Annotated in this window: 17 protein-coding genes; 11 read left to right on the forward strand and 6 right to left on the reverse strand. The window is 46.7% G+C overall.

All coding sequences use genetic code 11. The annotated features are described in order from the left end of the window. Positions 1 to 160 precede the first annotated feature (160 nt). Positions 161 to 2,407 (forward strand): aminotransferase class V-fold PLP-dependent enzyme, encoded by a 2,247-nt coding sequence (locus EMM73_RS14125; protein WP_127687342.1) that lies wholly within the window; start codon positions 161 to 163, stop codon positions 2,405 to 2,407. Positions 2,408 to 2,477: 70 nt separating this feature from the next. Here the strand turns inward: EMM73_RS14125 and EMM73_RS14130 are convergent, their stop codons facing one another. Continuing rightward, positions 2,478 to 3,146: a ChrR family anti-sigma-E factor gene (locus tag EMM73_RS14130; RefSeq protein WP_127687343.1), complete on the reverse strand. Its 669-nt coding sequence runs from the start codon at positions 3,144 to 3,146 to the stop codon at positions 2,478 to 2,480. Beyond that, positions 3,130 to 3,780 (reverse strand): sigma-70 family RNA polymerase sigma factor, encoded by a 651-nt coding sequence (locus EMM73_RS14135; protein ID WP_186435234.1) that lies wholly within the window; start codon positions 3,778 to 3,780, stop codon positions 3,130 to 3,132. The genes EMM73_RS14130 and EMM73_RS14135 overlap by 17 nt, the downstream gene beginning before the upstream one ends. A gap of 163 nt (positions 3,781 to 3,943) precedes the next feature. Between EMM73_RS14135 and EMM73_RS14140 the strand changes: the two genes are divergently transcribed. From EMM73_RS14140 to EMM73_RS14150, 3 genes are all read left to right on the forward strand, one after another. Beyond that, positions 3,944 to 4,549, forward strand: coding sequence for an FMN-dependent NADH-azoreductase (locus EMM73_RS14140; protein ID WP_127687345.1), 606 nt, complete (start codon positions 3,944 to 3,946; stop codon positions 4,547 to 4,549). Positions 4,550 to 4,713: 164 nt separating this feature from the next. Then, positions 4,714 to 6,885 carry a hypothetical protein gene (locus EMM73_RS14145; protein WP_127687346.1) on the forward strand — a complete coding sequence of 724 codons (2,172 nt, stop codon included), beginning with the start codon at positions 4,714 to 4,716 and terminating at the stop codon, positions 6,883 to 6,885. A 172-nt stretch (positions 6,886 to 7,057) separates the two neighbouring features. Beyond that, on the forward strand, positions 7,058 to 9,511 hold the full coding sequence (locus EMM73_RS14150) for a S9 family peptidase (protein ID WP_127687348.1): 2,454 nt from the start codon (positions 7,058 to 7,060) through the stop codon (positions 9,509 to 9,511). A gap of 31 nt (positions 9,512 to 9,542) precedes the next feature. Here the strand turns inward: EMM73_RS14150 and EMM73_RS14155 are convergent, their stop codons facing one another. Continuing rightward, a complete protein-coding gene (locus EMM73_RS14155; RefSeq protein WP_127687349.1) occupies positions 9,543 to 10,202 on the reverse strand; it encodes an RluA family pseudouridine synthase in 660 nt (219 codons plus the stop codon). A 105-nt stretch (positions 10,203 to 10,307) separates the two neighbouring features. Here EMM73_RS14155 and EMM73_RS14160 point away from each other — a divergent pair, with 105 nt between their 5' ends. Then, positions 10,308 to 10,994, forward strand: coding sequence for an RluA family pseudouridine synthase (locus tag EMM73_RS14160; RefSeq protein WP_127687351.1), 687 nt, complete (start codon positions 10,308 to 10,310; stop codon positions 10,992 to 10,994). Here the strand turns inward: EMM73_RS14160 and rrtA are convergent. Beyond that, positions 10,957 to 11,556: a rhombosortase gene (rrtA, locus tag EMM73_RS14165; protein ID WP_261373442.1), complete on the reverse strand. Its 600-nt coding sequence runs from the start codon at positions 11,554 to 11,556 to the stop codon at positions 10,957 to 10,959. The two genes, EMM73_RS14160 and rrtA, sit on opposite strands and share 38 nt — an antisense overlap. 142 nt (positions 11,557 to 11,698) lie before the next feature. Between rrtA and ggt the strand changes: the two genes are divergently transcribed. Both ggt and EMM73_RS14175 read left to right on the forward strand, forming a co-directional pair. Beyond that, on the forward strand, positions 11,699 to 13,435 hold the full coding sequence (gene ggt, locus EMM73_RS14170; RefSeq protein ID WP_127687354.1) for a gamma-glutamyltransferase: 1,737 nt from the start codon (positions 11,699 to 11,701) through the stop codon (positions 13,433 to 13,435). Between the two features lie 18 nt (positions 13,436 to 13,453). Then, complete coding sequence (locus tag EMM73_RS14175) at positions 13,454 to 14,185, forward strand: enoyl-CoA hydratase (RefSeq protein ID WP_127687356.1); 732 nt, start codon at positions 13,454 to 13,456, stop codon at positions 14,183 to 14,185. A gap of 53 nt (positions 14,186 to 14,238) precedes the next feature. On the opposite strand, the gene EMM73_RS14180 is transcribed toward EMM73_RS14175, so the two are convergent. Then, positions 14,239 to 14,682 carry a hypothetical protein gene (locus EMM73_RS14180; RefSeq protein WP_127687358.1) on the reverse strand — a complete coding sequence of 148 codons (444 nt, stop codon included), beginning with the start codon at positions 14,680 to 14,682 and terminating at the stop codon, positions 14,239 to 14,241. Between the two features lie 105 nt (positions 14,683 to 14,787). Continuing rightward, the gene (gene cysK, locus EMM73_RS14185; protein WP_127687360.1) at positions 14,788 to 15,759 is read right to left on the reverse strand and encodes a cysteine synthase A; all 972 of its coding nucleotides are present in this window, start codon (positions 15,757 to 15,759) and stop codon (positions 14,788 to 14,790) included. A gap of 126 nt (positions 15,760 to 15,885) precedes the next feature. On the opposite strand from cysK, the gene EMM73_RS14190 reads away from it, so the two are divergent. The 4 genes from EMM73_RS14190 (at position 15,886) to EMM73_RS14205 (ending at position 20,222) form a co-directional block, all read left to right on the forward strand. Next, the gene (locus EMM73_RS14190; protein ID WP_127687363.1) at positions 15,886 to 16,731 is read left to right on the forward strand and encodes an AAA family ATPase; all 846 of its coding nucleotides are present in this window, start codon (positions 15,886 to 15,888) and stop codon (positions 16,729 to 16,731) included. A 1-nt stretch (position 16,732) separates the two neighbouring features. Then, on the forward strand, positions 16,733 to 17,911 hold the full coding sequence (locus EMM73_RS14195; protein ID WP_127687365.1) for a vWA domain-containing protein: 1,179 nt from the start codon (positions 16,733 to 16,735) through the stop codon (positions 17,909 to 17,911). A gap of 59 nt (positions 17,912 to 17,970) precedes the next feature. Then, positions 17,971 to 19,002, forward strand: coding sequence for an RDD family protein (locus EMM73_RS14200; RefSeq protein ID WP_222422670.1), 1,032 nt, complete (start codon positions 17,971 to 17,973; stop codon positions 19,000 to 19,002). A gap of 101 nt (positions 19,003 to 19,103) precedes the next feature. Next, a complete protein-coding gene (locus EMM73_RS14205; protein WP_127687367.1) occupies positions 19,104 to 20,222 on the forward strand; it encodes a beta-ketoacyl-ACP synthase III in 1,119 nt (372 codons plus the stop codon). Positions 20,223 to 20,280: the final 58 nt, after the last annotated feature.

The following is a 20,280-nucleotide window of genomic DNA, read 5'->3' on the forward strand; positions in this document are numbered from 1 at the left end:
GCTCCTTGGGACTCGATTGCTTGTCGCCTTGCTGCAACAGCAATTACTTTGGCAAAATTATCCTTTAAGCTGTACTTACCTTGATCACCTTGTCACAGCTGTTGGGGCTGGTTATTATATTGCCATATATAATATAACCTTTAGTTATATGGGGCGAACCATGCAAAAGCCTGTTACCCGGCCACAAGAAATTTATCTGGATAATAATGCAACGACTCCTGTACTGGCTTGCGCTGCGGCTGCGGTGCAACATACGATGCAGCAGTGTTTTGGCAATCCAAGCAGTAGCCACAGTACTGGTATTAAAGCCAAAGTCGAGCTAGAAAGCACCAGGCAACTGGCACGCCAGCTGATTGGAGCCGGTTCCGGCGAGATCGTCTTTACCTCTGGAGCTACCGAAGGTATTCAAAGTTCTATTTTCTCTGCCTTGTTGCATGCCCGCATGTCGGGAAAAACAGGGCCTGCTTACAGCTTGCTGTACGGTGCCACAGAACACAAAGCTGTACCTCAAAGTCTTGAACACTGGAATCATGTATTGCAGCTTGGGGCGACTATTAAAGCTATTCCTGTCGATCAACATGGCCTTTTGAGTTTTGATTTTATCCAACAAGAATTGCCCAATACTCTACTGATTTGCACTATGGCCGCTAATAATGAGACAGGTGTAAAGCAGGACTTGACCGCGTTACAGCAGCTTATCCGTAGTATTGCCCCGCACGTGTTATGGATGGTGGACTGTGTGCAGGCGCTTGGAAAAATGCCCTTACAGCTGGAACAAATGACCATAGACTACGCGCCTTTTAGTGGTCATAAACTCTATGCCCCTAAAGGTATTGGCTTTTTGTATGTTCGTAAAGGAACGCCTTATCAGCCGCTCTTAGCTGGAGGCGGGCAGGAGAGTGGTTTACGTTCTGGTACTGAAAACTTGCCAGGTATTGCAGCATTGCAGGCGATATTTCAGCAGTTGAAATTAAAAGAGGGCTCGGTTTTTCAGCCAGATCAGCAGTTGTGGAGCTATCGTGATCAACTGTTGTCTGCGTTGCGTCAGGTCTTTCCTGATTTAGTTCTGAATAGCGACCAACCTTATATAGTGCCTACCACTATCAACTTCTCTGTACCAGGTTTTGCCAGCAAAGATATTATGGATTTATTTGATGCCGCGGGCATTCGAGTCAGTTCAGGTTCTGCTTGTAGCTCCAAAATTCCGACCAGTTTTGTACTCAATGCGATGGGTTTACCACTCTGGCGTAGTCAGGGGGCTATTAGGCTATCCTTTGGTCCTGCGATGACGCCACAGGAATGTCAGCAAGCATGTAGCGCTATTCTGGCATTAAAAGCCGTGGTGAATTCCTGTTGTTTAGTATTAAGTGATGCCAGTAGCACAGAACTTCAGCCTTTAGCAGGCTTAGTGCAGTTAAAACACGAAGATTTATGCAGCTATTTGCTGGTGTCAGCAGAGACCTCAGAAGTTATTATCATCGATGCCGTGTTGCCACTGGCTAGCCGCATTGCACTTTTAGTGCAGGGGCATCAGTTAAAAGTAAGGGCTATTCTTGATACGCATCAACATAAAGATCACCCTTCAGCACGGCCTGAGCTGGTCACTTTGTTAGTGGATTTACTGCACTCTGCAAATACCAACAGCCTTGGCTGGCCTTTAGACGAAACCAGCCTGAAAATGGGGCCTTATCAGTTGAACGCTGTGGCTACTCCTGGTCATAGTCCTGAAGCTGTGACTATTTTGGTACGGCAGCATCAGCAACAAAAATTTGCTTTTGTTGGTGATTTTATTCTGCCGGGAGGCACTGGACGGCTGGACTTACCGGGTGGAGACAGTCAGGCGTTTCGCCAGAGTTTACGAGCTTTGGAGCTGCAACTAGAGGCTCAAACCTTATTGGTCTCCAGCCATGACTATGCTCAGCGGTTTTTCACCCGTTGGGATCTGATGCTGCAAGAGCAACCTGTATTGCAACAGATCCTCAGAACCGAAGATACGCCTGAGCAGTGGCTAAGTGAATTGCAGCGTCAAAACGACTGGCTGCAACAGCAATCAGGGCATTTTTGTGGCGTGGTCGAGGTTTGTGCATCTGATGCCACTGCTGTGATTGATAAACATCAGATCGCAGCGTTAATACAGCAGTATCCTGATTTGCAAATATGGGATGTGCGTGAACCTCACGAGCAGGCTGCTGGCGCTTTGTCAGTGTACTTGCCTGACTTGGTTTCTAAAGACGTTCCTTTGTCTTCATTAGTGCAACGGGTCGCTGAGCACCATACAAAAACACCAGGACCAGTGCTACTAGTATGTCGTTCTGGTAATCGTAGTTTATTAGCTGCAAAAGTGTTGAACAGAGCTGGGTTTGAACTCGTGTTTAATTTAAAAGGTGGGGTAGCGCTTTTAGCCTGACTATCCTTAGTACTTAGTTTCGGCAGAAATAGGGGCGACCATAAAGGTCGCCCCTATAGTTTTCGGCTGTTTAGTAAAACAGATGCTGTAGTGGGTTTAACAAGCGTGTTAAGCCTTTTTTAAACTTCAGCGGTGCAGTTAATACCGACAGACACAAACAATCTTCACTCATAGTTCGTGGGGTATGTGTGTGGTCCGCTGTGTTAATTAATAAATCACCTTCACCATAGCAACCTGATTCGTCGTAGATTTTCCCTTTCAGTACTAAAGTTATCTCTACGCCTAAATGAGTGTGTTGTGGCACTTCACTGTCTTTGCGAATATATAGCAGAGATACGTTATGTTGGTCTTCACCTGCCAGTTTAGCTGTGCTGATACCGCCGAGATTTAGCCATTTCAGCTTGTCCTTTAGCAGTGGTCTTAGCGAAGCCGGCACTAATATTTCGCTATTTTGGATCTGCACAGCAAAAGGTTGTCTTTGTTTTTGCTGGGCTGCAGCTTCTGGTTGGGCTGTGATGAAGTCAAGCATTTGTTGCCAATCAGTTTCTGTGCTCTGAGCCTGTGGCAGAGCCGCTAACGCCACACCTGCCTCAGCTTCCAAATCCATTTTGATGCGCTGGCAATGTGGACAGAGGTCGAGGTGAGCAGCAATAGCTACGCTTAATTCGGGCGCAAGGCTGGCTTCTATATACTGCTCGAGTAACTCTACCGATGGGTGATATTTAACTGCGTGGATCATCAATAGCCTCTCTTAATCTATCAAGCGCAAGGCGAATACGAGACTTGACTGTTCCAAGCGGAATCGACAGTTCATCCGATACTTCCTGATGCGATTTTTCTTCTAAATAAACTTTTTCCATAACGTCACGCTGAGCTGGGGGCAGTTTAGCAAAGTGAGGCGCAACTTTTTCTGCCAATAACCACAGATCCCATTCGTTGCTGTCGGTGCCTTCTTGCTCAGGATAATCGCCATCGAAAAATAAATCGTCTGCTGACAGCTCATCTTTCCTGCTTTGCTTTTTGCGAAGCATATCAAATCGCACGTTCCGGGCTATAGTAAAGATCCAGGTTGAAGCACAGCCGCGACTGGCATCGAATAGCCTGGCTTTTTGCCACACGTTCAGCATGGTGTCCTGCACCATCTCCATCGCCTGTTGCTCGTTACCAAACATCTTCAGGCCGAAAGCTTTCAAACGTGGCGCAAAATAACTGAACAATTGTGAATAGGCTTGTTTATCGCGGTCCACCGCTATAAAAGTTAAAGCTTGTTCCCACTGCGTATTGTCTTGTGGTTGAACTGACATAGATCCTTGAATACTGAGCCTCTGGTAATTACCATCATCATGCCTTTGAACTGATGTTGAATCCAACATTATTCCAATCCTGCCTACATAGTTTTAACTCGTGCTTTAATTACGCTACGGCTTTGACTTTGGATTTGTTCATAAAATAGAAGGGTTTGTCTGATTTATTCTGATTTATTGTCTAAAAAGTTAAAGTTACTCTATGAGCATTCACTCGTTAGGAGAAACCATCATGGCACATGTACTAGTAATTAATAGTTCTATAAGCGGCGACAAAGGTCAATCAACTCAGTTAAGCCAGGAGTTTTTAGCGGCTCTACCTGCAGGTTTCAGCACTGAAACTGTTGATCTGGTTCAGGACAGCTACCCACATTTAACCATGACAGAAATGGCGGCCTGGATGACTCCAGAGTCAGACCGTACTGACGAACAAAAAGCTTTAGCTGCTTTGTCAGACGAAGCTGTTGCGCAAATTAAAAAGGCTGACGCTATAGTGATGGGCGTGCCTATGTACAACTTCGGTGTGCCGAGCCAGTTGAAAGCCTATTTTGACCGTCTGGCTCGGGCTGGTATTACCTTTAAGTACACTGAAACAGGTCCTGTCGGCTTGTTACAAGATAAACCAGTGTTTATTTTCGCAACTCGTGGTGGTTTGTATCAGGGCACTCCAATGGACTCGCAAACTCCGTTTGTCACTGCTTTGCTGAATTTCATCGGTTTAAAAGATTTAAACTTTATCTATGCTGAAGGTTTAAATATGGGACCAGAAAGTGCAGAAAAAGCCTTATCTGCGGCGAAAGCCCGTATTGCTGAATTAGCACCAGCTGTGGCTGCTTAACAACGGCCTTGGTTTTTTTGACCTGTTCCATTTTCCGCAAGCTTTGGCCACTTTGATTGAGTGGCCTTTTTTGAAAAAACTCTGCTTTTCCGTTGTTATTAAACCACTTTCTTCACTTAGGGTTTGGTAAGTGTGCTGGCTCTGAATTATGCTAGGTAAAACTTATGCCTCAGGGAGAGCAAGCTTTGGCAACTATTCAATCTCAACATAAATGGCGTTTTTTCCGATCAGGTGGTTTTGATCAGGTGGCGCTGGACTCTGCCGCAGATCTGCAGCATTTAACTGAACTCGACCCTAAACTCTGGACAGTGCTGAATTGTCCTACCACTGGCCTTGAATTTGACAGCCGCACTTTGGCCTTGTTGGATCTGGATGGCGATGGTCAAATCCGGGTGCCGGAAATTCTTGCTGCGGTGCGCTGGTGTTGTGAGCGGTTGCCGGATGCGGAAATCATGTTTAAAGCACCGGGCTTACCGCTTAACGCTATAAGCGATCAAGATGCCGAAGGCGCTAATTTGAAAGCTGCCGCTCTGCGGGTATTGGAAATTACAGGTAAAACACCAGCCGATCCATTGCAGGTTGCGGACTTAGCCGATATGACGCTGCTGTTTTCTCCACACCATTTTAATGGAGACGGCGTGGTGATGGCAGAACTGACCTCTGATACAGAATTGGCTCAGTTGATCACTGAAATTATTCAGACTCAAGGTGCTCAACCCGATCGCAGCGGTGGGAAAGGTATTGACGGCGATAGCCTGAATGCCTTTTATCAGCAAGCTACAGCTGTGGTGGAATGGCATGCGGCCGGAGGTACTGACGATCCTTTGTTTTGCCCGCTGGGTGATAAAACGACAGAAGCTGTTGCGGTATTTGAAGCGGTAAAAGCCAAGGTAGATGACTTTTTTGTCCGCTGTCAGTTGGCTGCTTTTGATAGTCGCGCTGCAGAAGCGTTAAATCCTGCTGTTGCTGCCTATGATTTGCTGAGTAATAAAGCCATCAGCGCTGCAGATACTGATGTAGCGGCCTTACCACTCGCAGCTATTGCCGCTGGGCAATCCTTACCACTGGGCGAGGGGGTTAATCCGGCCTGGGCCAGTGCTATGACCCAGTTCAAACTTCTGGTTGTTGAGCCTTTAGTTAGTAGCAAAAGCAAAAGTAAAGCCGGGCATTTAACGGCGGAGCAGTGGCAACAGATTTGTCAGTTGTTAGAGCCCTGGCGCTCATGGCAGGCAGCTAAACCAGATACTACTTTGCATCAACTGGGGCTTGATCGTCTGAAGGCTATAGTAGCCGGAGATGGTAAAGAACGTCTGGAGGCCTTAATTGCGCAGGATCTTGCAGCATCCACTTTTGCCGATAATATCGATGCGGTAGAGCGTCTGGTGCGATATCAGCGTGATTTAGTTACTTTGCTACGCAATTTTGTGTCGTTAAGTGATTTTTACCAACGTAAACATAAAGCGATTTTCCAGATCGGAACCTTGTATCTGGACCAGCGCAGCTGTGAGCTGGTACTCAAAGTATCAGACATGGCCCGTCACGCCACTATGGCCCCTTTTAGTGGTTGTTATTTGGTGTACTGTACCTGTGAACGTCAGGGCGAAACTCCGTTGCAGATAGTGGCAGCTTTGACTGCCGGAGACGTTGACGAGTTAATGGTACCAGGTCGAAACGGTGTGTTTTATGACAGGCAAGGTCGTGACTGGCGCGCTATGGTGACTAAAGTGGTGGCTCAGCCTGTCAGTCTTGGTCAGGCCTTCTGGTCCCCTTACAAAAGAGTTGCGGCTTTTATTGAAACTCAGTTGCAGAAGTTTGCTGCCTCGCGTGATAAAGACATTGAAGCCAAAACGACGACTGTCGTCGCTACAGCAGCTACGCCAGCCCCAACTCCTGCAGCAACAGCAACTGCGGCCGGATTTGATATCGCTAAATTTGCTGGTATTTTTGCTGCCTTTGGTTTAGCTGTTGGCGCTATGGGTACTGCTTTGGCTGCTGTAATGGCAGGACTTTTTTCGCTGGTCTGGTGGCAAATTCCATTAGTCGTTATCGGTGTCTTGCTGTTGATTTCAGGACCTTCGATCTTGATGGCGTTTTTAACCTTGCGGCGGCGTAATCTTGGACCTTTACTGGATGCTAATGGCTGGGCAGTGAACACCAGAGCCAAAATTAATGTGCCTTTTGGTGCTGCTTTAACAGGATTGGCTCGTTTGCCTGCCGGAGCAAAACGCAGTTTAGCCGACCCTTTTGCTGAGAAAAAACGGCCTTGGGGCACTGTGCTTATCCTCTCACTAATTGTAGTTGGCGCAGGGTTATTCTGGTGGCTCAGACTCAATTAGAGTCTGTCGATGAATACAGCCTGAGAAGCCATTTCGCAGGCTGTGTTCAGCTCTTGCCATTCCACTTATCGCCTGCTACCAGCTATTAAACCTATGCTATTCATACAGCTCTTGGTCTTTGACTGATTTCTTTGTATAAAGAGCTTACAACCACCACTAAAAAAGAATATCAATGAAAACAAAACCATGGTTAGTAGCGGCTTTTGTCGCGGCAAGTTTTATCGGTTCTGCTATTGCGGCTGAACCTCAAACCTATCAACTCACTCCTGTCAGTGTCAAAGCACCGGAAAATGTAGCCCATGCACCTTTTACTATGGAGCAGATTATGGCGCATCCGGACTGGTTAGGTCGTCCGGCTGAAGGGGCTTATTGGGCTGATAACAACAGTCAGTTGTATTTTCAGCAAAAACGTCAGGGTTCGGAAATTCGTGACTGGTATAGCTTAAAAGCAGAACAGGGTGCTGTTGCAACGGCCGTACCTATGGCCGACTGGCATTTAATGGGAACGGCGCGCACTGTCTATAGTCAGGACGGCAAATCGCTGGCCTATTTGTTTGAAGGCAATGTCTTTGTTAAACATTTGGGCAAGTTAACGCAAGTGACACGAAGCTCAACGCGTTATGACGAAGTGCAATTTCTAGCTGATGGCCGTTTGGTATTCCGTGCTGGCTGGACTTACCAGGTGCTGGATTTAAACAGCGGTGCTGTGACTGAACTGGTCAGCCTTAAAAATGCGGATAAACCTGCCGCACCTAAAGTAGGCACTTCCTATCTCGCGCAAGAACAGCACACACTCATTGGTTTTGTTGCTTTGACGCATAAAAACAAAACCGAACAGTTTGAACAACGGCAATTACTTGCGGCACAAAATGGTGCGATGGCAACGCCTGCCGTTTATCTGGATAAAAACAAGCGTATTGCATCGGCCAGCTTGTCGCCCAAAGGCGACAGACTGCTGGTGGCTTTAGCCGATAAAACGCCAGGGCGCGATAAAACCGACATTATGCCCAACTACATTACAGCTTCTGGTGATATAGCCGCTGAATCAGTACGTCGCCGTGTGGCCGATCAAAAACCTCAATCGCACCAGTTGTTTTTGGTTGATCTGAAAACTCAGCAGGCAACAGAGCTGAAATTTACTGATTTGCCTGGTTTTGATGAAGATGTGCTGGCAGCTGTGAAAGCAGAAAATGCCAAAGCACAGGGCAAAACTTACCAGTCGAAAAAAGCCCCTCGTGCTATTGAATTAATTAACGACTGGAGCTGGAGTCAGTCTGCTATCCAGTGGCATGATTCAGGCTCACAAGTGGCAGTCATGCTTAAAGCCTGGGACAACAAAGACCGCTGGCTGGCCACAGTAGATTTCGCGAAAAAGCGTCTGGTCAATCAGCACAGATTGCATGACGATGCCTGGATTAGCTACAGCTTCAACGACTTTGGCTGGTTAAGCCAAAAAGAAAGCTTGTATTACCTGTCTGAGGAATCAGGCTATGCTCATTTGTATGTTAAACCCGTCAATGGCACAGCAAAGAAACTGACAGCCGGTACTTTTGAAGTCAGCAATCCGCGTTTAACTAAAAACGATCAGTACCTGTATTTCAAGGGCAATATCAGCCATCCTGGCATTTACGAAGTGTATCGGGTGAGTTTAGCTTCAGGTCAGCTGGAACAAATGACTGCGCTTAAAGGTTCGGCGGATTACCAGTTATCACCTGATGAAAATAAGCTGTTGCTGACCTGGTCTAACTCTGTCACTCCACCAGAGTTGTATCTGATGGACAACAAACCTAAAGCCAAAGTCAGTCGTTTAACCCACACAGTGTCAAAAGAGCTGATGGCGTTAAATCTGACGGCACCCCAAGTAGTGGCAGTACCATCCAGCCATGGTAAACAGCCAGTGTTCTCCAAGCTTTATTTACCAAAAGATTATCAGCAGGGTGAAAAACGCCGCGCTGTGATCTTTAACCACGGCGCTGGTTATCTGCAAAACAGTGATTTGGGCTGGTCTGGTTATTTCCGTGAATACCTGTTCCATAACTTACTGATCCAACAAGGTTATGTGGTATTGGATATGGATTACCGTGCATCAAAAGGTTACGGCCGTGATTGGCGTACAGCCATTTACCGTCAGATGGGGACTCCTGAAACTCAGGATTTAGTCGATGGTGTGAAATATCTGGTGGCGAATGCTCATGTCGATGAAAAACGTGTTGGCACTTATGGTGGCTCTTACGGTGGTTTTATGACTTTTATGGCACTTTTCACTGAACCAGATCTGTTTAAAGCCGGTGCTGCTTTACGTCCTGTCAGTGACTGGGCTTATTACAACCATGGTTATACTTCGAATATTCTGAATACACCTGATGTTGACCCCATAGCCTACCGTCGCAGTTCACCTATTTATTTTACCGAAGGTTTAAAAGGCAAGCTGCTGATTAATGCGCCTATGGTGGATGACAACGTGTTTTTCCAGGATGTAGTGCGTTTAGTACAACGTTTAATTGAGCATGAAAATGCCAACTTTGAGACTGCGATTTATCCGGTCGAGCCGCATGGTTTCCGTCAGCCAAGCAGCTGGCTGGATGAATACAAACGTATCTATCGGTTGTTTGAACAAGAGTTATAACAGCATCAGGGTCAGAGCTTTTGCTCTGGCCCTACTCAAAATCCGGTTCCAACTCAAAACGTAACAGCTGCGAAGAATAAGGCTGATACACCTCTAAACATAACGCCTGTAATAACAAACGTGGTGCTGCGGCATAAGCTTCATCATGAGCATAAAAAGCATCGCCTAAAATGGGATGCCCAATACTTTGCATATGCACCCGCAATTGATGCGAACGTCCTGTCACAGGGCGCAGTTCTACCAAACTACTTTGGCCATCAAAACTTAAACGTTGAAAATGAGTCAGAGCCGCTTTGCCGGTTTTTTCACAGATTTTTTGCAGAGGAGGTGTGGCTGCATCAGCGATCAGCGGAGCATTCACCATGCCTTGTTCGGCAATTTCACCCCAGACTCTGGCGCGGTAAATTTTTTTCACTGAGCGTGAGGCAAACTGTTGTTTCAGCGCCGCTTCTGCTTTACGACGCAGTGCAAACACCACTAAACCAGAGGTGCTCATATCAAGGCGGTGCACCAATTGAGCCAATGGAAATTGTTGCTGCACTCTGTGCAATAAGCAGTCCTGCATATCTTCACTGCGGCCCGGATTGGTTAATAAACCACTGGGTTTATTCACCACCAGAATGTCTTTATCCAGATACAAAATATCCAGCCAGGGTTCGGCTGGTGGGTTATATACAAAAGGCCTTTGCATCCACTTACTCTTATTTATACAGATGGTTAGTACAGATATAGCTACTGCAGTTATACCTCTAATTCTGGCATACTAGCGCCAACTTTGTATCTAGTTATTTAGACCATGAATACACCGATTAATGATCTGGCGGTTTTGCCCGCTACGAAACAGGCCTGGACTTTAGTCTATCAGGATGAGCATCTGCTGGTGGTGAATAAACCTGCGCATTTATTAACAGTGCCGGGACGGCATCCGCAAAATCAGGACTGCTTGATAAGCCGGGTGCAACTTGAATTCCCCTCCGCTTCTGTGGTGCATCGATTGGATTACGACACCTCGGGTTTACTGGTATTGCCTCTGAGCAAAAAAGCGCTGTCGACCATCAGCAAAGAGTTTCAAAGCAGGGGCACAAAAAAGATTTATCAGGCTGTTGTATCTGGTGTGCCAGATCCATCAGAGGGCACTGTGGATAAGCCAATAGCTGCTGATCCAGACAACAGGCCTTTGTATAAAATCAGCCCAGAGGGTAAAGCCTCTGTCACTCACTACAAGGTGCTGAAATTATTACCACAGCAGCAAGCCTCTTTAGTGCAATTAGAGCCGGTGACAGGTCGCTCACACCAGTTGCGGTTACATATGCAAAGCATAGGGCACGCCATTTTAGGTGACCCGTTCTATGCAACCCAAGCCCAGCAACAACAAAGTAACCGTTTATTATTGCATGCCGCAGTGCTGGAGTTTACTCATCCACAAAGCGGGCTTTTGATGAGCTTTAGTGCTGAACCTGACTTTCTGCAGGCTTTGCGCTGATAACAAACAGCAGCCCGAGCAGCAGACCACAAATCACCCCATAAAAATGTGCGTCTATGGCTACATTGGCATCTATCAGTGCGGCCAGTTCCTGATCTGGCCCTTGCCACTGCTCGTAGCCGACTTTGGCTATCACACCCAGCAGAATAAGCCAACCGGAGTGGATTTTGTGCTTAATATCCAGCAAAGCGCCGACGGTAATAAAGCAATGCAACCAGCCAGATAAACCGAGATAAATCTGAATATCAGGACTGAACAGATACAAAAGCACACTGATGCCTATGCAGCCCGACAGCAGCAAGAGCGCAAAAGAGCTCAGTTGGTAATACAACTGATGCAGCATCAGCATCAACAGTAAAGCACCCAAATTCATCACCAAATGCCAGTGATTGCTGTGCAGTAAATGGCCGGTTAGAGCGCGCCAGATTTGTGCTGGTTGCGATCTGTGGTATTCGAGCACAGATCGGATACTGTCTGGCAACAGATGCAGCAGTATCAACAACAGAGCAAAAGCCAGCATAGCGTATTGAAAGGAAGAAAAAGCGCGAAAATTCATCAACATCATCGTTCATTGCATGGAATAGCTGCTATGCAAAAGCATTCGTCGCTTCAGGTCAAGGCTTTTAACGTGAAAAGACGTTTCAGTCATTGATCCAACTGGCCCTACTAGGTAAGGTAAGGGTCTATTGAATGCAGGAAAAATAATGATAACAACTCAATTTAAGCTTCGGATCCTGACAGCAGCTTTGCTGTTCAGTAGCTCCACTTTATTTGCCGCAATAACAGACCCTGAAGCCACTACTGGTATAGAACAAAAACAACTTGCCACAGCCAAATACTATATGGCTTCTGCTGCGAATCCGCTGGCGGCCAAAGCGGGCGAAAAAATTCTTGCCAAAGGTGGCAGCGCAGTGGATGCGGCTATTGCCATGCAACTGATGTTAGGGCTGGTCGAGCCGCAAAGTTCAGGTATTGGTGGTGGACTATTTTTACTACACTGGGACAAACAGCAGGCCAAATTAACGTCTATCGATGGCCGCGAAACAGCGCCATCCTCAGCTGGGCCAGATTTGTTTATGGAACAGGGCCAATTGATGAACTGGCGTCAGGCTTTTGTTGGCGGCAAGTCAGTTGGCGTCCCTGGTGTGATTAAAGCACTGGAACAGGCTCATCAGCAGCACGGTGTATTGCCTTGGGCTGAACTTTTTGCGCCTGCAATTCAAACTGCAGAACAGGGTTTTGTAGTATCGCCCCGTTTAGCTGGTTTGTTAAAGGCCAACTGGAACCCGGGTTTAGATAAATTTCCTCAAACAGCGGCTTATTTTAAAACGGCTGGTCAGTGGCTGCCGGCTGGATTTGTCCGGAAAAACCCGGATTATGCTGCTTTACTGAAGCGCATCGCCAAAGACGGCAGTAAAGCGTTTTATCAGGGCGATAATGCCAAAGCTCTGGTTGCGGCTGTGCAGCAGGCTCCTGTTAATGCAGGCAAGATTAGCCTGAAAGATTTAAGTGCTTACCAGACTAAACAGCGTGAGCCTATCTGCATCCCATATCGACAGTTTAAAATTTGCAGCATGGCGCCACCAAGTTCTGGAGGTGTAGCTGTATTGCAAATGATGGGTATGCTGGCGCATCAGCCTATGAGCAAACTAAAACCCAATTCAGTGGAGGCTATTCATCTGATCAGCCAGGCCGGTAAGCTGGCTTTTGCCGATCGTGAACGTTTTGCTGCCGATCCGGACTTTGTGAAAGTGCCAGTGCAAGGTTTACTGGCTGATGATTATTTAAAACAACGCGCTAGCTTGTTGAGTGCGCCTGAAGGTGGTCCTGCTAAAGCGGGAGATCCACAAGGTGCTGAACCTTTGGCGTCAGGTAACGCCATTGAATTTGCCAATACCAGTCATTTATCTGTAGTCGACAGCAAAGGGAATGCGGTCAGTATGACCACCAGTATTGAAAATGCTTTTGGTTCAGGTTTATTTGTTAATGGCTACCTGCTGAATAACCAACTGACAGACTTTTCGTTGCAGGCAAAAGTTGATGGCTATTGGGTTGCAAACCGAGTGGAGCCCAATAAAAGACCAAGGTCTTCGATGGCTCCTGTGATGGTGTTCGATCAAAAGGGTACACTGAGGTATATCACAGGCTCACCAGGTGGCAGCCGCATTATTAATTACGTAGCCCATAACTTAGTTGCTGTGCTGGACTGGAATATGGATGCACAACAAGCGGCGAACCTGCCACGATTCACTCATCGTAATGACGCTCTGGTGTTGGAGCAAAATACCAATTTAAGCCAGTTGGCGCCTGCGTTACTGGAGCTTGGATATCAACCCAAAATGGCTGATTTAAACAGCGGTATTCATGCTATTGAAATTAAAAACACCCATTTAGAAGGTGCGGCTGATCCACGTCGCGAAGGCATAGCTGCAGGTCAGTAGCTGAGAAAGGAATAAAAAATGAGTATTGATGTAGCACTGGAGCAAGGCGTTTTAACCCTGACTCTGAACAGACCACATAAGAAAAATGCACTGAATAAACTCATGTATCTGCAGTTAGTGCAGCATCTGCAACAGGCCACACAAAACGATGAGGTTAGGGTGGTTGTGTTGCAAGGCTCTAAAGATTGCTTCTCGTCGGGTAATGATTTAGCTGATTTTTTACAAAGTGGCGATTTGGACGACAATCATCCAACAGTGATGTTTTTATATGAAATAGCCAAGTTTCCCAAACCTGTAGTAGCGGCCGTAGCAGGCTTGGCGATAGGCATAGGTACTACGGTATTGCTGCATTGTGATTTGGTTTACAGTACCGCAGATTGTCGTTTTCAGCTGCCTTTTACCCAACTGGGCTTATGTCCGGAAGCAGGGTCTAGTCTGCTGTTGCCTTTAATCATTGGCCATCAGCGGGCCAGCAGTATGCTGCTGCTGTCTGAAGCTATTGACGGTAACGAGGCCTACCGCTTGGGGCTAGTCAATCTGGTCGTCGATAAAGACAAGCTGCTGGAGTTTGCTCTGACTCAGGCGAAAAGGCTGGCCGCGTTACCTGCGGATGCTGTACAAAGTAGTAAAAAACTGATGAAAGCGGGTTCTGCGGTGAAGCAGACTATAGCAATGGAGCTGGCTGATTTTAGTCGCTTACTCAACACAGCGGATTGCCAAAAGGTCATACAGCAGTTTTTTAAAGGCTAAGACTTAGCCAAAAATGTAGGGGCGACCTTTATGGCCGCCCGTCTTTGGTCTAACTACACCTCAGTTCTGGAGTAAGGGTTTGGTTTTACCCCCTCCACCAGCCATTTGCCCTCTTCTTTCACCAATTTGACGACACGCAATTCTATCTTCTTATCGCCATTGCTTTTGCCTTCCAGCAGCATGGTGATCTCTGCGGTGTTGCCGTATTGTTCCCTCAGATTTTTGCCGGTCCGGTCAATACTTATAGTTACTTCGTCAAAACTCATATTATACAAAGTGCGGACTATACCTCTGGTATTGCCGTAGGCATCCAGAATACGGGCATAGGAGGGGGTGCTTAATGCTTTTGCTTTTGTTAAGTCTTTGGTGATGTACAAGGCATGAAAAAATTCTCCTGCAGCAAACTCTGGCGAGCCCAGATTGGCGTTCACTTTTGGAGCCTCTTCGGAGCAAGCCACTAATAATAATGAAAATAGCAGTATTAAAATTTTTTTCATTGCTTTCACCCAAACTAAATGTTCGGCTTACAGTCTGGGGAAAAACAGGGGGAAAGTAAAGCAAAAGGCCACGGAAGTGGCCTTTTGCTGAACGTAACATCTTGATTAGGCTTGTAATTCGCTTTCGGTAAAGAAGTCTGCAAACAGCGCACTGGATAAATAACGCTCTGTTGAGCTTGGGATAATGACCACAATATTTTTACCAGCGTTTTCTGGCAGCTCAGCCAGGCGCTTGGCGGCAACGACGGCTGCTCCTGAAGAAATACCAGCCAGAATACCTTCTTCTTTCATCAGACGGTGTGCCATAGCTATGGCTTCGTCATTACTGACCGTTTCTACCGCATCAATAATAGATAAATCCAGGTTACCCGGAATAAAACCAGCGCCTATGCCCTGAATTTTGTGTGGACCTGGTTTTATTTCCTGACCCGCGCGAGCCTGGCTTATCACAGGAGAATCTACAGGTTCTACGGCCACACTGATCAGCGGGTGTTTTTTCTCATGCTTAATGTAACGGCTTACACCTGTGATAGTACCGCCTGTGCCTACACCTGCTACGAAGATATCGATGTTGCCATCTGTATCATTCCAAATCTCAGGACCTGTAGTGTCAAAGTGAATTTGTGGGTTGGCCGGGTTTTCAAACTGCTGCAGCAATACATATTTATCCGGCTCGGATGCCAGAATTTCTTTGGCTTTTTCGATAGCGCCTTTCATGCCTTTTGCGCCTTCGGTCAGCACTAAATTGGCACCTAAAGCTTTGAGCAGTTTACGGCGCTCTAAACTCATAGTGGCTGGCATGGTCAGAGTTAATGCATAGCCGCGGCTTGCCGCAACAAAAGCCAAAGCAATACCTGTGTTACCAGAAGTAGGTTCGATAATTTCTTTACCTGGGCCTAACAGACCTTTTTTCTCTGCATCCCAAATCAAAGCTGCACCTAAGCGGCATTTCACGGAGAAGCTTGGGTTACGGGATTCGATTTTGGCAAATACATTGGCACCAGATGTGACGCGCTTTAAACGCACCAGAGGGGTATTACCAATAGAGAGTGAGTTATCTTCGTAGATCTTTGACATAATAAAAAACCTTCAGGCTTTGATGAATGGTTATAAGAATACTCGCGCCTTATTAAAACGAAAGAAAAGATTTGATATAAGATATTCCCATCTTAAGTCTGCACCCTAAAAAAGAAGTAACCTCAGATGATTTTTCAAAGCACAGAACACTATATTTTATCGCCTGAACTGGCATTAGCTGTCAATGCCGCAGTCACTTTAGAAAAACCTTTATTGATCAAAGGCGAACCTGGCACGGGCAAAACCCGTTTAGCTGAGGAGTTGGCAGCAAGTTTAGGCACTGATTTGATCAACTGGCAAATCAAGTCCACCAGTAAAGCTCAGCAGGGGTTGTATGAGTACGACGCGGTTTCACGTTTGCGAGATGGCCAGTTGGGCAGTGAGCGCGTAGCGAACATCAGCAACTACATCAAGCCAGGCAAACTCTGGACTGCTTTTACCGCAGCAAAGCGCCCAGTGCTGTTGATCGACGAAATCGACAAAGCCGATATCGAGTTCCCAAACGATTTATTGCATGAACTCGATCGCATGTCTTTTGATGTGTATGAAACTGGGGAGCGTATTAGTGCAAAGCAGCGGCCTATAGTGGTGATCACATCCAACAACGAGAAAGAATTACCTGATGCTTTTCTTCGCAGATGTTTTTTCCATTACATCCGTTTTCCCGACAAAGACACCTTAACTCAAATAGTGCTGGCGCATTTTCCGACCTTGCAGGCCGATTTATTAACAGCCGCACTCGAGGTATTTTTTGACTTGCGTGCAGTGGATGCGTTAAAGAAAAAACCTTCGACCTCAGAGCTGCTGGATTGGTTAAAACTTTTGTTAGCCGAACAGATAGCGCCATCAGTGCTTCATGATAAACAGCATCAGGGTGGTTTAATGCCGTTGTATGGCGCCTTACTGAAAAACGAACAGGATGTGGCTTTGTTGGAAAAACTGGCCTTTATGGCTCGTCGCGCTGGCCGTTGATATGCTGATTTCATTCTTTTTAACTTTACGCAAATATGGCCTGAAATCCAGCATCACAGAGCTGCTGGATTTACTTAAAGCGCTGCAACAGCAACTTATTTTTGCAAGCATAGATGATTTTTATCTGCTGTCCCGCTTGTGTCTGGTCAAAGATGAAAGCCAGTACGACAAATTCGACCGCGCTTTTGCAGAGTATTTTGAAGGGGTCGAAAGCCTGGATTTAGCTGCGCTTATTCCGGATCACTGGCTACTGCCTGGGCTTATTCGTCAGTTGTCGGAGGAAGATAAAGCCAAACTGGCCTCTTTAGGCGGGCTTGAGCAGTTACTGGAGCAATTTAAACAACGTTTAAAAGAGCAGCAGGAAAAGCATGCAGGCGGCAATAAATGGATAGGCACGGGCGGCTCATCGCCTTTTGGTGCTTATGGTTTTCACCCTGAAGGCATCAGAGTAGGCCAGCAGGGCAGTGGTCAGCGCCGTGCTGTTAAGGTGTGGGACAAACGTGATTTTAAAGACTTTGATCAAAACGCAGAGTTAAATCACAGAGCTATGCAGCTGGCGCTTCGCCAGTTGCGGCGTTTTGCCCGCACCGGACAAGCCACAGAGCTGGATTTAAACGGCACTATAAAAGCCACAGCTCAGCAAGCGGGCTGGCTGGATTTAAAGTTTCAGGCAGAGCGGCACAATGCGGTGAAAGTGCTGATGTTTTTTGATATAGGCGGCTCTATGGATGATTATATTCATGAGTGCGAGCAGCTGTTTGCTGCAGCCCGCACTGAATTTAAGCATCTGGAGTTTTTTTACTTTCATAACTGCCCCTATGAGCAGGTATGGCGCACTCATCAAAGGCGTGCCGCTGATGCCGTCTCTATGACTCAGCTTTTGCAGACGTATCACAGTGACTACAAAGTGATTTTTGTTGGTGATGCCACTATGGGTCCTTATGAAATTACTTATCCTGGCGGCAGTGTGGAGCACTTTAACCCAGAATCCGGTGAAGTCTGGTTAAAACGCTTGCTGGCGCATTTTAGTAATGCGGTTTGGTTGAACCCACAACCACAAGCCTGGTGGAGCCATTATCACTCTATTGAAATACTGCAGAAACTGATGGAAAACCAGATGTATGGTATGACGCTGGATGGCTTAAGCTGTGCTATCCGACATTTGTCCAAGCGGCATTGAAAAGGGTAGGCCAACTGATTAAAGTGTTATATCTATCAGGTGTTTAGCAAGGAATTGTGATGCAGCACGAGCAGCCAGACCATCAGGACATCAGGGAAGTTGCGCCTGACACTTTTGTCGATGAAACAGGTCATCAATTAACAAAAAAAGAAGTGCGCCAAATCGTGACGCCTCATGCCTTTGCGGTAGCGGATGAATTGATAGGGCAGCCTTTGGCTAAACCTCTGCGCCGGGGCATAGCTATGGGCATAGACGGTCTGATTATTAGTGGTCTTGCTGCTGCAAGTCTGGTTTTTGTCTTGCCTACTATGTTGTATTTGTGTTGGAACAGATACAAAGCCCAAAAGATAAACCATCTGCTGCTGCTGGTCTTTGTAACCTTATGTATGGCAGCAACGCTTAGCTGGGCGCCGGAACTGGTGCAGGAGCAGGACTCTGAATCGAGCTCTGATTTCCAACTGACATCGCACGCGGGCGCTGAACTGGCGAAAGTCTCGTTGGAGCTGTCGACCCAAGCTTGTGATGACCTTTGTATTGAGATCAAGGTAAAAGAGCTTGTACTTGTGCTGCAGGAGTCTGGCGTCAGCGCTGAACACCAGCGCGATGTGCTGAATGAACTATTGGATTTAACTGAATTAAAAAGGACTGAAAAACGAGCCCTTATGGATAAATACGTCGTTGAGCCCGCACTACCTGCAATAGTGTCAGAGACTCAGGCTGCCGCTGTGGAACCAGCCAAAGAGGACTCGTATTCAGTGCTGGATAAGCTAAAAAACTCTGACTACAGCCTGATTAAGTGGGTTAAAGGCATACTGGCTGATTTTGGTTTAGGGTACGGCTGGGCTATGTTTTATTTTACTTTTTTTATCAGTTGGAATAATGGTCAAACCATAGGAAAGCAGTTGACCCGAATTCGCGTGGTGCAACTGGATAATCAGCCTTTGACCTTGTGGGCTTCTTTTAGTCGTCAGGGCGGATATGGCGCAGGTCTGGCGACAGGGTTGATTGGATTTGCGCAAATCCTCTGGGATCCGAACCGACAGGCGATCCAAGATAAAGTCGCTAGCACTGTAGTGATCTATCAGCCTTAGCGCAGCAAAAAACTCGGCAGGTACTGCACTAGTTAGGCTAGAATAGCGACCAATTCAGCAACTCATTACAAGAAGTTGCATTTATGACAAGGGTATTCTGAATGAAAAATGTGCTGATCAGCGGCTCAGGCCTGTTTACACCCACTGAAACTGTCACCAACGAAGAATTGGTCGCTAGTTTTAATCAGTATGTCGATTTGTTTAATCAGCAATATGCTGAGGATATTGCTGCTGGTGAACTGGCCGCCCTAGAGTATTCCAGCTGCGAGTTTATTGAAAAAGCTTCAGGCATTAAATCCCGTCATGTGTTGCACAAAGAGGGGATTTTAGATCCTGCCGTGATGATGCCAGTTTTCCCCAAACGTGGTGAAGACGAACATCCTGAAATGGTGGAAATGGCGATAGTGGCAGCTCAGGAGGCGATGGCACAAGCGGGTAAAACTGCAGCTGATATCGATCTGATTATTTGCGCTGCTTCGAATATTCAACGGCCCTATCCAGCCTTATCTATTGAACTGCAGCAGGCTTTGGGAGCTAGCGGTTATGCTTTTGATATGAATGTGGCCTGTTCATCTGCCACTTTCGCCATCAGTAATGCGGTGAACGCTATTCGCGGTGGTATGGCCAAAGTGGTGTTGGTGGTTAATCCGGAATTTGCTTCCCCTCAGGTCAATTACACCAACAGAGACAGCCATTTTATTTTTGGTGATGTCTGTACCGCCACTATTATCGAAGCGGAAGAGACTGTGACGTCTAACAACGCTTACCGCATTTTAGGTATGAGTTTAAAAACTGAATTTTCTAACAATATTCGCTGTGATATTGGTTACACAGAACATTGCCATCCAGAAACAGACCCTGATGCACCATTCTTTAAGCAACAGGGCCGTAAGGTATTCAAAGAGTTATTGCCTATAGTGGCCGACGTCATTTTAAACGAGATGCAGCGTTTAGCCGTGGCGCCAGATGATTTAAAACGCTTGTGGTTACACCAGGCCAATATCAATATGAACCTGTTTGCCGCGAAAAAGATTTTAGGTCGTGATCCTTTACCAGAAGAAGCGCCGCTGGTACTGGATACCTACGCCAATACGGCGTCGGCGGGTTCTGTGATTGCCTTTCATAAAAACAAAGAAGGCATTCAGTCTGGCGAAAAAGCTATTCTGTGCTCCTTCGGTGCAGGCTACTCAGTAGGCTGTCTGATACTGGAAAAACGCTAAATAGAAAATGGTGGGGGTCTGGCCTTCGGCCTGATAATCATCTAGCCTAAGTGGCCTT

The organism is Rheinheimera sediminis (assembly GCF_004005375.1).
Classification (GTDB): Bacteria; Pseudomonadota; Gammaproteobacteria; order Enterobacterales; family Alteromonadaceae; genus Pararheinheimera.

Excerpts from the sequence above, each read along its gene's own strand:
- EMM73_RS14195 (WP_127687365.1), top strand. The coding sequence starts at position 16,733 with ATGCTGATTTCATTCTTTTTAACTTTACGCAAATATGGCCTGAAATCC.
- EMM73_RS14175 (WP_127687356.1), top strand. The coding sequence starts at position 13,454 with ATGAGTATTGATGTAGCACTGGAGCAAGGCGTTTTAACCCTGACTCTG.
- rrtA (WP_261373442.1), bottom strand. The coding sequence starts at position 11,556 with ATGTTGATGAATTTTCGCGCTTTTTCTTCCTTTCAATACGCTATGCTG.
- EMM73_RS14160 (WP_127687351.1), top strand. The coding sequence starts at position 10,308 with ATGAATACACCGATTAATGATCTGGCGGTTTTGCCCGCTACGAAACAG.
- EMM73_RS14155 (WP_127687349.1), bottom strand. The coding sequence starts at position 10,202 with ATGCAAAGGCCTTTTGTATATAACCCACCAGCCGAACCCTGGCTGGAT.
- ggt (WP_127687354.1), top strand. The coding sequence starts at position 11,699 with ATGATAACAACTCAATTTAAGCTTCGGATCCTGACAGCAGCTTTGCTG.
- EMM73_RS14125 (WP_127687342.1), top strand. The coding sequence starts at position 161 with ATGCAAAAGCCTGTTACCCGGCCACAAGAAATTTATCTGGATAATAAT.
- EMM73_RS14190 (WP_127687363.1), top strand. The coding sequence starts at position 15,886 with ATGATTTTTCAAAGCACAGAACACTATATTTTATCGCCTGAACTGGCA.
- EMM73_RS14135 (WP_186435234.1), bottom strand. The coding sequence starts at position 3,780 with ATGTTGGATTCAACATCAGTTCAAAGGCATGATGATGGTAATTACCAG.
- EMM73_RS14145 (WP_127687346.1), top strand. The coding sequence starts at position 4,714 with ATGCCTCAGGGAGAGCAAGCTTTGGCAACTATTCAATCTCAACATAAA.
- EMM73_RS14130 (WP_127687343.1), bottom strand. The coding sequence starts at position 3,146 with ATGATCCACGCAGTTAAATATCACCCATCGGTAGAGTTACTCGAGCAG.
- EMM73_RS14150 (WP_127687348.1), top strand. The coding sequence starts at position 7,058 with ATGAAAACAAAACCATGGTTAGTAGCGGCTTTTGTCGCGGCAAGTTTT.
- EMM73_RS14205 (WP_127687367.1), top strand. The coding sequence starts at position 19,104 with ATGAAAAATGTGCTGATCAGCGGCTCAGGCCTGTTTACACCCACTGAA.
- EMM73_RS14180 (WP_127687358.1), bottom strand. The coding sequence starts at position 14,682 with ATGAAAAAAATTTTAATACTGCTATTTTCATTATTATTAGTGGCTTGC.
- cysK (WP_127687360.1), bottom strand. The coding sequence starts at position 15,759 with ATGTCAAAGATCTACGAAGATAACTCACTCTCTATTGGTAATACCCCT.
- EMM73_RS14200 (WP_222422670.1), top strand. The coding sequence starts at position 17,971 with ATGCAGCACGAGCAGCCAGACCATCAGGACATCAGGGAAGTTGCGCCT.
- EMM73_RS14140 (WP_127687345.1), top strand. The coding sequence starts at position 3,944 with ATGGCACATGTACTAGTAATTAATAGTTCTATAAGCGGCGACAAAGGT.